Annotated in this window: 13 protein-coding genes and 1 pseudogene; 6 read left to right on the forward strand and 8 right to left on the reverse strand. The window is 41.6% G+C overall.

What is annotated here, in order from left to right:
* Positions 1–200: 200 nt before the first annotated feature.
* From F2B13_RS09715 to F2B13_RS09735, 5 genes are all read right to left on the reverse strand, one after another.
* Positions 201–1,019 carry an alpha/beta fold hydrolase gene (locus F2B13_RS09715; protein WP_232625216.1) on the reverse strand — a complete coding sequence of 273 codons (819 nt, stop codon included), beginning with the start codon at positions 1,017–1,019 and terminating at the stop codon, positions 201–203.
* 31 nt (positions 1,020–1,050) lie between these two features.
* Positions 1,051–2,025, reverse strand: a complete 975-nt coding sequence (locus tag F2B13_RS09720; protein ID WP_149304071.1) for a YitT family protein — start codon at positions 2,023–2,025, stop codon at positions 1,051–1,053.
* A gap of 94 nt (positions 2,026–2,119) precedes the next feature.
* The gene (locus F2B13_RS09725; RefSeq protein WP_232622939.1) at positions 2,120–2,707 is read right to left on the reverse strand and encodes a hypothetical protein; all 588 of its coding nucleotides are present in this window, start codon (positions 2,705–2,707) and stop codon (positions 2,120–2,122) included.
* Between the two features lie 8 nt (positions 2,708–2,715).
* Positions 2,716–4,215: a helicase HerA-like domain-containing protein gene (locus tag F2B13_RS09730; protein ID WP_149304072.1), complete on the reverse strand. Its 1,500-nt coding sequence runs from the start codon at positions 4,213–4,215 to the stop codon at positions 2,716–2,718.
* Positions 4,216–4,362: 147 nt separating this feature from the next.
* A complete protein-coding gene (locus tag F2B13_RS09735; protein ID WP_149274889.1) occupies positions 4,363–6,027 on the reverse strand; it encodes a PQQ-dependent sugar dehydrogenase in 1,665 nt (554 codons plus the stop codon).
* 140 nt (positions 6,028–6,167) lie between these two features.
* On the opposite strand from F2B13_RS09735, the gene F2B13_RS09740 reads away from it, so the two are divergent.
* Complete coding sequence (locus tag F2B13_RS09740; RefSeq protein WP_149274890.1) at positions 6,168–6,800, forward strand: 7-carboxy-7-deazaguanine synthase QueE; 633 nt, start codon at positions 6,168–6,170, stop codon at positions 6,798–6,800.
* Between the two features lie 13 nt (positions 6,801–6,813).
* Here the strand turns inward: F2B13_RS09740 and F2B13_RS09745 are convergent, their stop codons facing one another.
* Together F2B13_RS09745 and F2B13_RS09750 are read right to left on the reverse strand one after the other, a co-directional pair.
* On the reverse strand, positions 6,814–7,737 hold the full coding sequence (locus tag F2B13_RS09745; RefSeq protein ID WP_149274891.1) for a hypothetical protein: 924 nt from the start codon (positions 7,735–7,737) through the stop codon (positions 6,814–6,816).
* A 50-nt stretch (positions 7,738–7,787) separates the two neighbouring features.
* On the reverse strand, positions 7,788–8,495 hold the full coding sequence (locus F2B13_RS09750; RefSeq protein WP_149274892.1) for a class I SAM-dependent methyltransferase: 708 nt from the start codon (positions 8,493–8,495) through the stop codon (positions 7,788–7,790).
* Positions 8,496–8,571: 76 nt separating this feature from the next.
* Between F2B13_RS09750 and F2B13_RS09755 the strand changes: the two genes are divergently transcribed.
* Both F2B13_RS09755 and F2B13_RS09760 read left to right on the forward strand, forming a co-directional pair.
* The gene (locus tag F2B13_RS09755) at positions 8,572–9,069 is read left to right on the forward strand and encodes a YkgJ family cysteine cluster protein (RefSeq protein WP_149274893.1); all 498 of its coding nucleotides are present in this window, start codon (positions 8,572–8,574) and stop codon (positions 9,067–9,069) included.
* Between the two features lie 74 nt (positions 9,070–9,143).
* A complete protein-coding gene (locus F2B13_RS09760; RefSeq protein ID WP_149304073.1) occupies positions 9,144–9,974 on the forward strand; it encodes a sterol desaturase family protein in 831 nt (276 codons plus the stop codon).
* Positions 9,975–10,025: 51 nt separating this feature from the next.
* Here the strand turns inward: F2B13_RS09760 and F2B13_RS09765 are convergent, their stop codons facing one another.
* The gene (locus F2B13_RS09765; protein ID WP_149274895.1) at positions 10,026–11,288 is read right to left on the reverse strand and encodes an exo-beta-N-acetylmuramidase NamZ family protein; all 1,263 of its coding nucleotides are present in this window, start codon (positions 11,286–11,288) and stop codon (positions 10,026–10,028) included.
* A 3-nt stretch (positions 11,289–11,291) separates the two neighbouring features.
* Here F2B13_RS09765 and F2B13_RS09770 point away from each other — a divergent pair, with 3 nt between their 5' ends.
* The 3 genes and pseudogenes from F2B13_RS09770 (at position 11,292) to F2B13_RS09780 (ending at position 14,124) form a co-directional block, all read left to right on the forward strand.
* Positions 11,292–12,533, forward strand: a complete 1,242-nt coding sequence (locus F2B13_RS09770) for an ABC transporter permease (protein ID WP_149274896.1) — start codon at positions 11,292–11,294, stop codon at positions 12,531–12,533.
* A 26-nt stretch (positions 12,534–12,559) separates the two neighbouring features.
* Positions 12,560–13,142, forward strand: a pseudogene (locus tag F2B13_RS09775) (pyridoxal-phosphate dependent enzyme); the annotation flags it as partial.
* A 190-nt stretch (positions 13,143–13,332) separates the two neighbouring features.
* A complete protein-coding gene (locus F2B13_RS09780; RefSeq protein ID WP_149304074.1) occupies positions 13,333–14,124 on the forward strand; it encodes an aldose epimerase family protein in 792 nt (263 codons plus the stop codon).
* Positions 14,125–14,237: the final 113 nt, after the last annotated feature.

The raw sequence follows: 14,237 nt of genomic DNA on the forward strand, positions 1-14,237 counted from the left end.
TATTTCTAAATATTTACTTTTGCAATTTTTTTGTTAATTGGGTTGGAACGGCTAAAATTAAGCAGTGCTCTTTATCTATCTTATCTGCCTTTTCTTCATTATTGTGCATATGCCCAATACAAATTCAGACTACTTTAGAAATAGGGCACTACCCCTAAAAGAAAATCAAAAGGTGTCAATAAAGAGGTCAAAGGTGAGCTTCATGAGGTCAAAAATTCCACTATCTTTTCGTTGATTTGTGGCTGGTGCATCGAGTGTCCCAGACCTCTAGTGCGTATAAATGTGCTGTTTTTCCATTGGGCATGTACATTTTCCGAGGCATGAAATGGCGCAAGCATATCCAGCTCATCATGAAGGATTAGTCCTTTTTTTGTACTGCCGGCAACAAAGCGTGACGATGAAAAGTGAGCTACGGGCGAACCGAAACGCTCAATAATGTAGTTTTCAAAAGCTTTTAAAACATGGCGGTTGAATCCGAGTATCTTTTGATAATGTGCCAATATTTCATGAAATTCAGATGGGGAGCCTATTGTTACGATTTTTTCAATACCGTCATTATTATTCCTGAATTCATTGAATAAAACAGCCATGCCGCCAAAAGAATGTGCTACCAGATGATGCGGATTGTAGGTCGTAATGAGTCGCTGAATGCTATCGGCATAAAGTGTTAGGTGTAACTCTTTGCCCGATGAATAGCCGTGTCCCGGAGCATCGAATGCGATAATATTATAATCGAACTCTTGAAGTTTGGCGATAAGGTTACGCCATCGAAATGTATTGCTTTCCCATCCGTGAACCAAGAGTACGGTCTCCTTTTTCCCGGGCCAATGATAGACCTGCAAACGGTACTTTGAACTATTTATAAAACGCTTTCTTGCCGTGTCTAAAAATACTTTTTGGGGGGGTAATACCTGCCCTTTTCGTACGGTCGTAAAAATCTCAAAGGCTTTTTTGGCAGCCTTTTTCTTTGAAAAAATAGCCAAGATGTTGAGATAGCTTCCGTAAGCTTTATAAAGCAATCTGGTAACAAATTTTTGCACTGTGAAACTGTTACTTTAAAGGTTTCTTTTTGATCATCCCTCCCTTGATGTCTTTGACTACTCCCATCACTACAAAAGCCTTTTTGTCGATTTTGTCTATTTCGGTACTAAGTCGGGCGAGCTCCAAGCGCGTCATGACCGTGTAAATAATGTTGGTCGATATAGGTTTTCCATTAAGTTGACCGTAGCCCCCTTCGCCCTTATAGACAGTGCAGGCCCTACCCATTTTTGTGATCAGCATCCGACGGATTTCTTCGTTTTTGGGAGAAATAATGGTAACGCCAATATATTCTTCTACCCCATCGACCACATAATTGACAGTTTTGGCGGCTACCAAGTATGTTAGAATGGCATAAAGGGCTACTTCCATGGACAATAAATAGGCCCCTGCCGAAAATATTATTAAGTTGATCATCAGTAATACATCGCCAACGGTCAAGTGCCATCTTCTACTGAGATAAATTGCCAACACTTCGGTGCCATCGATAACACTACCACCACGCATGGCCATACCTATGCCTAAACCTAGGAAGAAACCTCCGAAAACGGCTATTAATAGTTTGTCGCTGGTAATTATTGGGTAGGCCACAAAATGTACGACCAATGCGAGCGATAGGATAGCAAAAATGCTCTTGATTGCAAACTTTTGACCGATTGTTTTTGCGCCGAGTATCAGAAAAGGGATATTGATAACGACCAATAAAAGTCCGAGAGGAAATTCGGTAATGACCTGAATCAACAGCGAAACCCCCGTTACCCCACCGTCAATAAATTGGTTAGGTAATAAAAAGCCTTGGAGACCGAAGCCGGCCGAAAAAACTCCAATAGCAATAAAAAGTGCTTCTTTTAGGGCATGGATCAATTCAACTTGGCCAGACCGTATTTCTTTAACAAGTTGCCGCTTGCCAATTTTTTGGTTTCTGCTATTACCTTTTAACTTATTCTTTGCACGTTCGACCAGTAAATATTGTAAAAGTGGATTCATGGGACGTGCTTTTTTTCAAAAGACGAAGATAGTCGATTTTGCGTTACGGGCCAGAATGAGGAAGGGTGTTGTTTATTACGTTTTTGTAATAGGTTTAATCATCACCCCATGCCACCATCATATATTTGATCTTGGCGTCGTCAGGAATTTGAACGGCCTCAATATTCACACTTGAGGAGTAGCGCAAACTTGATGGTAACTGCTCTTTGCTTATGGTAAAGTAGGTACTACTATCGCGCAATAATATAACGACATTATTCATTGAGGTAATTACCTTTTGAATTTGATAATTGTCCTTAATATCCTTAAAGGTACTGTTGAGTCCGATTCCTTTTTCGGTTGAAAAACGCGGGTCTTCTATTCTTATATTCTCTATCGTTGGAATGCTATCTGATGAAGGTGTGAGCGTTAACAATAACCTCCCGCCTTTTTCGAAAACCCTTACTTTTTTGCTTTTATTAGAAAGGTTATGTATGGTACTATCCTTTACAATGGAATCGTTGGCGTAAATTACCTCCAAGTCTCTCGCCAAACTTATCTTATCTAGCTTTCCAACACTGTCATTGGTAATTAAAAATTCGGTATCGGGTTGCTTTTTGCACTGTTGGAAGAACACTAGTGCAAGGATGCACATACTATGTGTAATCAGATACCATCGGATGTTCTTTTTGCTTTTGGCCATAGTCGACTTTAACGAATAACTTTTTTAAGAACGCCAAGTACCCCCCTGATGAAAGTTGCGCTTGTAAGCACTTTGATGATAGGGTTTTGGCGGGTGCTTGTTCTTCTACTTGTGGTTCTTGGTTTTTCTTTTTCGTTTTGTGCTGCTGCTTCGGCCTTCTCGATTTTCTCGTTCAGAATTTCGTAGGCACTTTCGCGATCCACCACGTCATTATATTTTTTTACCAGTTTCGAACTATCTATGGCCGATTTTAATTCATCGTCTGTCAGAACGTCCATACGGCTCATGGGAGCCCTGAGCAAGGTAGCCGCCAGCGGTGTTGGCCGACCTTTCTCGTCCAGGGCCGAAATCAGTGCTTCACCGATACCTAAGGAAGTAAGCACCTCTTTGGTGTCGTAATAATCGGATTCTGGGTAGTTTTCGGCGGTTAGTTTGATCGCTTTACGGTCTCGAGCCGTGAAAGCACGAAGGGCATGTTGAACCTTAAGCCCGAGTTGTGCCAATACTTCGTTGGGTACATCGGTTGGGTTCTGTGTTACGAAATAGATTCCTATACCTTTGGAGCGTATTAGTTTTACAATATTTTCAATCTGGTCTAGTAGGGCTTTCGACGCTTCGTCAAAAATCAGATGGGCCTCATCTATAAATAGAACAAGTTCTGGTCTATCACTATCCCCCTGTTCAGGAAAAGTACTATAAATTTCTGCCAAAAGGCTCAGCATAAATGTTGAGAATAGTTTTGGTCGATCTTGAATATCGGTAAGCCTTATGATATTGATAAACCCTTTTCCATTTTCATCGATTCGGGTGAGGTCATGTACTTCGAATGACTTTTCTCCAAAGAAAAGATCGGCACCTTGCTGTTCGAGTTCTATAATCTTTCTAAGTATAGCACCTGTGGAACTGGTCGAGATGCGTCCGTATTCTTTAGTGAACTCCGCTTTACCAGACTCGGTGGCATATTGCAGCACCTTTTTAAAATCTTTCAGGTCTAATAGGGGTAACTTGTGATCATCACAATATTTGAATATCACCGCAACAATGCCCTGCTGTGTTTCGCTTAGGTCAAGGATTCGGGACAATAGGATAGGCCCGAATTCGGATACGGTCGCCCTTAACTTGACCCCGTCTTGTTCCGAGAGCGATAATATTTCAATAGGAAAACGTTTCGGTTCAAAGGGAATTCCTATTTTCTCGTGCCGTTCATCGATTTTGGGATGTCCGGGACTAGGTTGGGCAATACCGCTTAAATCACCTTTGAGATCCATAAGCAAAACGGGTATGCCCTTGTCCGATAGATTTTCTGCCAGTACTTGTAAGGTCTTTGTTTTTCCAGTTCCGGTAGCTCCTGCGATGAGACCGTGGCGGTTCAATGTTTTTAAGGGTATTTTTACCAAAGCATTGGTTACGGCTTCGCCTTCAAGCATGGCCGCACCCATGACAATGGCATCGCCTTTGGTTTCATATCCTTTTTTAATAAAGTCGAAAAACGCTTCTTTTGACGCCATCTGAAAATTTTTGTTAAAAATAGCAGATTTCTACCCAATAGAAAAGTCCGTTTTTACCAGTATCAAAATTATATAGGGAAACTTGACCTGAAATTCGATTAGGTTTTGTCATAATCATTTTTCGCTTATCCTTTACATAGGATAAACTTAGTCCATCATTTTATAGATTTTACCATCGGCCTTGGTAAAAAGATACCCTGAACCTGCACAGTCGCTTCCAAGTCGAAGGTCGACCCTCTTCGCACCTGAAATCGCGGCGAACGTTTTGATTGTATCGTTTAAGGATACATTAAGTCTGTATATACGGCCACTGTTCACATCGCCCTTGTAGACGTATCCCGTGGGGATATCACCGAAAATATAGCTTTGGGGATCCGAACCTTTTTTGACAAAAAACCCTCCACTAATGGCGGCCCCCTCAGAGTGATCGTATTGCAAGACTGGATAGGTAACTCCACTCTGTTCATCGTCTTCGGGCAGTGGATATAGTTTGTCCATAGCCTGATCTGGATTTAGAAGGAAAGTACCTTCTCGAATAGGCCATCCATAAAAGTGGCCGGGAAGAATACGATTTAGTTCTTCGATATTGTTGTGGCCGATATCGGTAGCGTAAAGAGCTCCGTCCCCATCCCAGGATAACCGGTTTGGATTGCGAAAGCCATAGGCCCAAACTTCCCCGATCTTTTCGCGATGCTTTGCAAAGGGATTGTCTTCGGGTATGCCATACATGTTATTCGATGAATTGTTGCCTAAGGGGTCGATGCGCAATATGCTACTCCACACCCCATTGCCATGGTGATGAGCGATTTCTTTATGGCCATTTTCAACGCTCGATCCATCGCCTAGACCTATGTATAGTTTGCCATAATCTATTGATTGTCTATTCGCGTCGGGGTTAAAGGCAATCTCTTGCATGCCGTGAATGGTTCCGTAAAAATCTATGCGCAGTAGCTCTCGTGATTTTATCGCAATTTTTGGGGTTTGAAAATCTTCTACTTTCCATTCCTTCAATACCCACTGCAAGCGCTTGGGTATAGAATCGGCATAGGTAAAGTCTGGGGTGGCCGTTCCCTTAGGTTCGGTATGGGTGGTATACAGTAGGCCGTTGCGTTCAAAATCGGGGTGAAAGGCAAAGCTCCCAAAGCCAGTGGCCAGCCCCGGCTCACTGATAAAATGTGGTTGCCTTTCCCTTAAATTGAAAAAAGGCTTGGCTACAGTATCTGTAATTTCATAGAGTATACCTCTAAGATCATTCGTGAAGAGTCTGCCACTATTGGGTTCGCAACCTATTTTATTGATACGGGCCAAAGGCGATTTCTCACTGCTTGCGGGTACTTGAGCCAAATATTGAATGGTAATTGGGATAGAATCGAAAGAGATTTGGTTCGGTATCGGATCGGTCAAAGCACCGGGTTGGTCTACACCTTTTATGGAATTCTTTTTTTTGGTATGCATGTAGGCCAATAAGGCATTTAGTTCGGTAGAGTCTAAGTTCGTAAAGCTGGGCATAACGGTCATGAAGCGCTCTTTCAATGTTGTTGCTCTAGAATCGTTCGCAGCAAGAAGCGCACTGGCATCGGTTATCATTTTTTTTAGCCATTCTGTAGATACTTCGGTCGTTATTCCACCTAAAGCTGGACCTATACCGGTATTCTTAAAATTATGGCAAGCACTGCAATGTTGGGCAAATAGGGTCTTTCCTTTGCTAATGTTTGCAGGGTCTTCCGATATGTCCGATCCAAATGCCGACTCTTGCCCGTCCTTACAGCCGAATACGATACCGAGGAAGAGCAAAAAATAAACATATTTCATGATTTCTGGTGGGTTTGGTCTTGAGAATCGCGGCAATTTATGACAAAAAATTAGAACAAAGGTAATGTGCTCAACGGGAGGAAATAAGAAATTATGGGGCCAGGTCTCGAGTACTTAAGTTAATGCATATCTTTGCCCCCATGAAAAAAAAGGATATCATGAAGCGCGTCGATGCAGGTGAAATGCTGCCCTTGATGGAGGAGTTTTACACCATTCAAGGGGAAGGGTATCATAAAGGGACGGCAGCTTATTTTATCAGAATCGGCGGTTGTGATGTGGGATGCCATTGGTGCGATGTCAAGGAAAGCTGGAATGCCGAAACGCATCCGCCTACTGCAATAGAACAAATCGTTGAGAACGCCGCAACCTATTCCAATACCATCGTAGTAACTGGGGGTGAGCCCCTAACTTGGAACATGCAACCCTTGACCGACGGTCTGAAAGAAAAAAATCTCCAAACCCACATAGAAACTTCCGGGGCGTATCCCTTGACTGGTACCTGGGATTGGATTTGTCTCTCGCCTAAGAAAAATAAGTTGCCTACTAGTCAAATTTATGGAGTAGCCAACGAACTCAAAGTTATTGTTTACAATAAACACGATTTTGTATTTGCCGAAGAACAGGCGGCAAAAACGGATGACTCCTGCATTTTATATTTACAGCCGGAATGGAGCGTGCGTGAAAAGGTAACTCCTTGGATCGTCGATTATGTAATGCGTAATCCTAAGTGGAAGGTGTCGTTGCAGACCCACAAATATTTGAATATACCTTAAGGTTACGAATATGTTACCTACCTCCTTGCGAGGCAAGGTCTAACAGACATTCACTATCTAGACCAGGTGGGGCCGAAATACCTTTAGATGCTTGATGTTCGAGCATTTTAAGCACGCTTTGACCGCTTAGTGCGCAGGCAACGTCTAACGAGTTTCCCGATTTCTCTAAGAGTGAAGCAGCCTTACTTGAAGGGCCGCCGAATTGCAGTTGTGCCCGCATTAGGCACCCATCAACAGAGCAATGGCTATTGCCTGTTGTGTTACCGTCACCGTCGATTACAGGGTCGCCATTCGTGTCCCTTTCTACATCTTCATGGTCGTTGATCGGGTCTGTTCCCAAATTGACCAACCCGAATAAGTGACCGAATTCATGGTTCAGGGTAGCAAGTTCGACTTGGGCATTGGAAATAAATATGCTCTGCCCTGCCAATTTGCGTACGGTGACCTCATGAATGATCATAGAGGTGTTGCGGTAGACCGCTCCTAAGGTAACCAGGCCTTCATCTTCATCGTCACCCTCGGCAGGTGCATCTGAAAAATAGATAAATACGGCCATGGTATCACCCTCATTATAAATGGTTCTGTTGTCTTCTTCAAGATCGGATATCTTATCGACTGTAAGGCTTTCCTCGCCAGGTGACTCAAGTCGGTTGTAGACTACTTCGATACTTTCCTTAAAAGTACGTTGATTCAGAAAGTCAACGAAAGCACCTATAGCTTCCTGTGTAGGCCGAAATCCGTCGACATAACCGATTTCTATTTTCAATTTTGAAAATTTGTCGTTGGATAGAAGATCACGGGCCGATTGACCGGTACCCAATAGATTCGCGGTTTTATCGACCGCCTTTGGGGTTTTGTCGGGATTTTCAACCGAACTTTTGGAGCATCCCAAGAACACCAAAAACAATAGGAGAATAGATTTTTTGATTTTTTCCATTCGATTCTTTTTATCTCTATGAATGTAACGCAAAAATTGAGCCAACCGTATTAAGAGGGCCATAATCTTGCCAAGTAATCGTAATGTTCACCATGCTGTACAAGTTCACAATTAAGGCCATTGGCGCGAGCCTCGAATTGCAATGTACGATAATCTATGTATAGCCATTTAAAAGGGTTGCTTTTTTGGTTCCTATATTCCATATAGAATTCGACTTCCCCGTAGTATGCTCCGGTATCTGGAACCCAGTATCCACCATCATCGTCTTTTTCGAACATGTAAATAATGTCGCTAGAATCCAGAAGTATTTGGCCGTCATGATTTAACAGAGACTTCATGCGCTGAAAAAAAACGCCTAGTTTGTTCATTTCTCCAACTATACCGATGCCGTTCATTAGCAGGAGTAAAGTGTCAAATTTTTCATTTTCGAAATGATATATATCGGCATGCACCGTATTCTTAATTCCTCTAAGCATACAGGTGTTCACGGCCCCTTTTGAATAGTCTAGCGCAGTAACGTCATAGCCTTTTTTTTGCAGAAAGAGGCTATGACTTCCGGCACCCGCGCCAATATCTAAGACCTTTCCCTTGCAAAGGGACAAGGCCTTCTGCTCAAGCTTTGGCATACCGTCGAAATTCCTAAAAAGATAAGGTACTGAAAGTTCATCCTCTTCATCAAGTGAGGAATAGATTGTGATATCTTCACTATAACCTCCCTGTTGATAATCCAGTAAAGCCGACCCGAATAAATCATCCATCTGATTTGTTTAAGGGTACAAAAATGGATTTTTTTATCGATATCTTGTGTAGTTTTGAATGCTTAAATAGACAGTTATGATTGACGATATAGCCAAGCTTCCACAACGGGCAAGGGAAAAACACCAAGATAACAGAACGTTTTTTTCGAAGCTCAAAAAGAAACCACCGAAAAATCTTGACTACATCATGCAAGAATTGCACGAGGCTGAATTTGAACGTACCGATTGCCTGAAGTGCGCAAACTGCTGTAAGACAACAGGCCCATTGTTCACCAAGGCCGATATTGAGCGTATTGCCAAATTCTTACGTGTAAAGCCACAGGGTTTCATAGAAAGCTATCTTCAAGTGGATGAAGATAACGACTATGTGCTACAACACTTACCCTGCTCTTTTTTAGGGGCTGACAACTATTGTTCGATTTATGAGGTACGTCCGAAGGCATGCCGAGAATTTCCGCATACCAATAGAAAAAAATTCCAGCAAATTTCACAACTTACACTTAAAAATGTGGCCATCTGCCCAGCCGCCTTCAATATTGTTGAGGCCATGAAAAAGAGAATAGAACTTAGATAGGTCCTTGAAAATAAAATTTAAAAGACCTTAGTTCACCTTCGCTAAATGGTCCTCTACTTTTATATCTTTAGGGGATGGAATCGATACTTTCCTACTTTGAGACTATTCCCTCATCGCATCGATCGTTGATCTTGGTAGGGGGCATAACGTTCTTTTGGATTTTGGAAGGAGCCGTACCACTGTTTAAGTTCAAGTATAAAAAATGGAAACATGCGGGACCCAATCTTTTTTTTACCCTAACAACCGTCTTAGTGAACTTTGCTTTGGCATTTTTATTAGTGAAAACAGCAGATTGGACTGCGGCATACGATTTCGGCATATTAAACTGGTTGCCTACCATGCCGCTATGGCTACATATAGTGCTTGGGGTGCTTTTTTTAGATTTAATCGGGGCCTATCTTCCACATCTTGTCGAACACAAGGTGAAATTGCTTTGGATGGTTCACTTGGTACATCACACCGACCACCATGTCGATACGACTACCGCAAACCGGCATCATCCGTTGGAAAGTATGGTCCGATTCTTTTTTACGCTGATCGGGGTTTTTAGTATTGGAACACCTATCGGAATTCTAATGCTCTATCAGTCTTTATCGGTCGTAGCCGCCCAGTTTACACATGCGAACATTAAGTTGCCGGCTGGATGGGACAAAACTTTAAGTTGGATTCTGGTATCCCCTGATATGCATAAAGTACATCACCATTATAGGTTACCTTATACCGATAGTAATTACGGAAATATTTTTTCTCTATGGGACCGTCTTTTCGGAACCTATCGTCAATATGATCGCGAGGCCATTATTTATGGAGTAGACACTTTTCCCGATCCTGAAGAGAACGGGAGTCTTACGGGACTGATCAAACAGCCGTTTCACAAGTATAGAAAACCTAGTTCTTTAGATTAAATTGATTGTGTATCATAGTGCTGCTGGACAGCCTTTTTCATCCTGGTACGATTAAGGATACAATAAATACTTTTCCCGTATCTGGTTGAACGTGCCAAGGTCGTTTTGCCAAGTCTGTTTGATTTCTTCCTCAGAAAGTCCCGCTTCGATTTGCTTTTGTAGTTTTTCGGTACCTGCATGTTTGGTGAAACCACTTGTATTGAATACCTCGGCCTTATTAAGAGCATTGGAATAGGCATCGATAAGCCATTTCAAGGAAACTTCACTAATTCTGGGAAAGTCGGATAAGTCTTTTCCAAAACATTTTTTACCCTCTTCTTTAGGATGTTTAGACCCGAAATTGGGCGCTGGAACATAACTAAAGCTGTATTGTGTACTATCGAGAAACGAGGCGCCATAACGTTGAAATTGTCTTTCGGTTCCTCTACCTGCGTTGATGTTCGTGCCCTCGAAAAGTCCTAAGCTGGGATAAAGGTTGACGGACGTATCATTGGGCAGGTTTGGAGAAGGTCTCACCACTAGACTATAAGGGGTGTCATGTGTATAGTTCTCTAGCCGTATGATTTTTAAATCTGCTTTTTTTTGGGAGCTGAGCCACTTTTCTTCATTGATCATTCTTGCATATTCCCCGATGGTCATGCCGTATACTAGGGGTATTTCGGTCAACCCGAGAAAACCGGTATGTGCGGCTTCCATGGTCGGCCCGTCAACATAATGTCCATTTGGGTTCGGCCGGTCTAAAACAAGCATGGGAATATCGTTTTCGGCGCAGGCTTCCATAACAAGCTGCAGGGTAGCTATGTACGTGTAAAACCGTACCCCGACATCTTGTATGTCAAAAACCACAATATCGAGGTCTTGTAGTTGTTCCGTCGATGGTTTTCTGTTTTTGCCATATAGTGAAATAAGGGGTAACCCGGTTTTGGCGTCGACGCCATCACTCACTTTTTCACCTGCATCCGCTTCTCCCCGGAACCCATGTTCAGGGGCGAAAACCGTTTTTATTTCCACATTTAAAGATAGCAATGAATCGACCAAGTGTACGTACAAAGAGGAGGTCGGACCACTCATTTCGGCATTCTTGAAAAGTACACTGGTCTGGTTGGCGACGACGCCGACTTTCTTGCCCTTTAACAACGGTACATATTTATCCGTTCTATTAGCGGCCACCACCACTTGTTTTAAAAGGTGGGGAATCACAGCAGGAGCTTTATGGCTTGCGATAATTTTACCCTTATTTTCTTGGTTTCCGCAGGCGACCAAGACCAAAAACCAAATGAAAACTGTACTTTTATACACCTTAAAAAAAGCCATAGATTGAATTTTGAATATTTTTTGGCCAAGCGCCTTATTAAGGGCGAAGGGCATAAAATTAGTATTTCCGCACCAATAATAAAAATAGCAATTACCGCAATTGCATTAGGTGTGATCATGATGTTGGTGGCTATTGCCACAGGCGTGGGGCTAAAGTATAAAATACGCGAAAAGGTCGCTGCTTTTAATGGGCATATTCAGATTTCGAACTATGATAACAATGCGTCTGGGGTTTCGGTGACCCCTGTTTCTAAAGAACAGAATTTTTATCCAAAATTCGAGACTGTCGACGGTATTTCACATATCCAGGCAGTAGCAAGTAAAGGGGGCATAATTCGTACCGAGGATACCTTCGAAGGTATTATTGCAAAGGGTGTCGGTAGTGACTACAATTGGTCTGTTTTTAAGGAGTATCTGGTCGAGGGCGATTTGCCCGATTACAACGGGCCATTGAACGATCAAGTTTTGATGTCACGATTGATGGCAAAACGATTAAAGTTCAAGACAGGGGATAGTTTTTTCGCTTTTTTTTTGAAGGATGAAAATGTCGAAAATCTTCCAAATCAGCGAAAATTTACGATCACAGGTTTATATGATAGCGGATTTGAAGAATTTGACGCACTGTATCTTTTTACCGACATTCGGCACATACAACGCATGAACAAATGGAAGGAAGACCAAATAGGTAATTTTGAGGTATTCTTGGATGACTTTGATAAAATTGACGAAAAGAGTATAGCGATATATGAATCTACCCCTCCTACACTTGATACGAGTACAATAATTGATAAATATTATAAAATATTTGAATGGATCGGTCTTTTCGACTTTAATATTTTTCTGATTATCGGAATAGTAATTATCGTTTGCGGTTTTAATATGATTACCGCGCTTCTGGTTCTGATCTTAGAACGTACACAGATGATAGGTATTCTGAAGGCTCTTGGGTCGGCAAACTGGAGTATTCGAAAGTTATTTCTTTATAATGCCGCTTACTTGATTGTAATCGGACTTTTTTGGGGTAATTTTTTGGGTCTGGGTGCCATATGGCTGCAAAACAAATTTAGATATTTGAAGTTTCCGAATCCAAGGGAATACTATATTGAGTATGTGCCCGTGCATATCGATTTAATTACCGTATTGACTTTGAATGTGGGCGTTTTATTACTTTGTTTGCTCATGCTGATTTTACCCTCATATATTATTACCAAGATAACACCGGTCAAGGCCATTCAATTCGAGTAGCCGTTGGAAATCCAATGGACTAGAACAGCTACTATGAGACCGCAAAACGTTTGTACGAATAAATACCGAGTGCCTGGTATGTCAATAAATATGATAATCCATCGAACAATCAATCCCATTTTGCGGATACAGGTTCTGTGATCTGGGAACAGACAGAGGGCAAAGTTCCGCACTTTGTGGCCGGGTTAGGTACAGGCGGTACCATATCTGGTATAGGTAAGTTTTTGAAGTTAAAGAATTCAAATATTAAAATTTGGGGGGTAGATGGCTATGGCTCCATCTTTAAAAAATATCACGAAACCGGAGTATTCTACGAGCGGGAAATTTACCCTTACATCACGGAAGGTATAGGAGAGGATATTTTGCCCGAAAATGTTACTTTTAATATTATTGATAGTTTACCAAAGTAACGGACAATGATGCTGCAACATATACCCGGAAACTGGTATAAAAAAGAGGCCATGTTCGAAGATAATTCTGCGGCTGAGGCTATTAAGGGAGTACTTCAATTGAAAAGTAATTTTACAAAAGAAGCCCTGGTGGTGGTACTATTTCATGATCACGGTAGTCGCGGTAGGTAAGGTGTTCGACGACGAGCGGATGCGTTAAAATGAATTTCTAAAATGATGAATTACTTATGGGCTCAAAAGTTAGATTATTTTCTAGTTTGGTCTTTACCATTTTTCTGCTAAATTTTAAGTTCATTACTTATTCTGGTACAAGTAGTGCCCAGATCATCGCTTTGTAATTCGATCAATGGGTAAAAGAACCGATCGTAATAATTTGAAATGTTAATGATATGCTTACACTTAATTATCAAAATCAAAGCGTAAAAATCGATGGAGGGGAACTTATAGGCTACAAAGTCAGCGGCCATGAATACATCCATCAAAAAGGAAGTGCCGGATGGCGAAATTCTGATACCGAAATGTTTCCAATTATAGGACCTACTGCAGCGGCCGGATTTCAGGTGCAAACACCGCGGGATATTGCAGTTCAAGATCAGCATGGGCTCTTGCGCGAACTTGATTACGAGCTTCTTTCAAAAACGGAAACCTCCGCTACTTATAGAAAAACGTATAAGGCTGGAGCGCCTGTGACGAATTCTAAATATCCTGAAAAATCGAATAAGAAGTTCTTATTTTTCACTTATGATTTTGAATTTCGGAAACATTTTGAAATAAGCGAAAATGGATTGGAAATTACCTTCATCGTTTCTGGGGAACGGGATATGCCCTTTATGTTGGGATATCATCCTGCCTTCAAAATATATACGAACAGCCCCATTATTGTGGCCCATTCAAAAGAGATTTCCCTAGCTGAGATATTAAGTGCGGGGAGTAGGGCACTTGAGGTGCCCGATTGTCAAGAGATTCTACTAAAGGATTTAAAAGAGCTTCATATTAGAACCGAAGGTTTTGGACATTTTATGTTATGGACTGAAGTCTCTAATATGTTATGTATCGAACCTATTAGTTTTTATCCTTATTCGGTTGCGCAGAGCAACTTACATGAGGGATTTCGGTACCTAAAAGATTCAGATGAGGTATTCCGTGTTTTTTTGGATCCCCAGCTTAAGGAGCTTTCGTAATTTTATTGATGCAAACGATTTCTAGTTTTGTTGAACGACACATAGTAAAACCAGAAAATATTTTGGCAGTTAGATTATATGAACCTTGGTATTCATATAGTAGTATTTTTAAC

It is taken from the genome of Pareuzebyella sediminis, from assembly GCF_008367235.1.
Lineage (GTDB): Bacteria > Bacteroidota > Bacteroidia > Flavobacteriales > Flavobacteriaceae > Pareuzebyella > Pareuzebyella sediminis.

Bases quoted from the DNA above. Each gene is read 5' to 3' on its own strand.
- F2B13_RS09720 (WP_149304071.1), bottom strand. From the start codon at position 2,025: ATGAATCCACTTTTACAATATTTACTGGTCGAACGTGCAAAGAATAAG.
- F2B13_RS09725 (WP_232622939.1), bottom strand. From the start codon at position 2,707: ATGGCCAAAAGCAAAAAGAACATCCGATGGTATCTGATTACACATAGT.
- F2B13_RS09730 (WP_149304072.1), bottom strand. From the start codon at position 4,215: ATGGCGTCAAAAGAAGCGTTTTTCGACTTTATTAAAAAAGGATATGAA.
- F2B13_RS09735 (WP_149274889.1), bottom strand. From the start codon at position 6,027: ATGAAATATGTTTATTTTTTGCTCTTCCTCGGTATCGTATTCGGCTGT.
- F2B13_RS09740 (WP_149274890.1), top strand. From the start codon at position 6,168: ATGAAAAAAAAGGATATCATGAAGCGCGTCGATGCAGGTGAAATGCTG.
- F2B13_RS09745 (WP_149274891.1), bottom strand. From the start codon at position 7,737: ATGGAAAAAATCAAAAAATCTATTCTCCTATTGTTTTTGGTGTTCTTG.
- F2B13_RS09750 (WP_149274892.1), bottom strand. From the start codon at position 8,495: ATGGATGATTTATTCGGGTCGGCTTTACTGGATTATCAACAGGGAGGT.
- F2B13_RS09755 (WP_149274893.1), top strand. From the start codon at position 8,572: ATGATTGACGATATAGCCAAGCTTCCACAACGGGCAAGGGAAAAACAC.
- F2B13_RS09760 (WP_149304073.1), top strand. From the start codon at position 9,144: ATGGAATCGATACTTTCCTACTTTGAGACTATTCCCTCATCGCATCGA.
- F2B13_RS09765 (WP_149274895.1), bottom strand. From the start codon at position 11,288: ATGGCTTTTTTTAAGGTGTATAAAAGTACAGTTTTCATTTGGTTTTTG.
- F2B13_RS09780 (WP_149304074.1), top strand. From the start codon at position 13,333: ATGCTTACACTTAATTATCAAAATCAAAGCGTAAAAATCGATGGAGGG.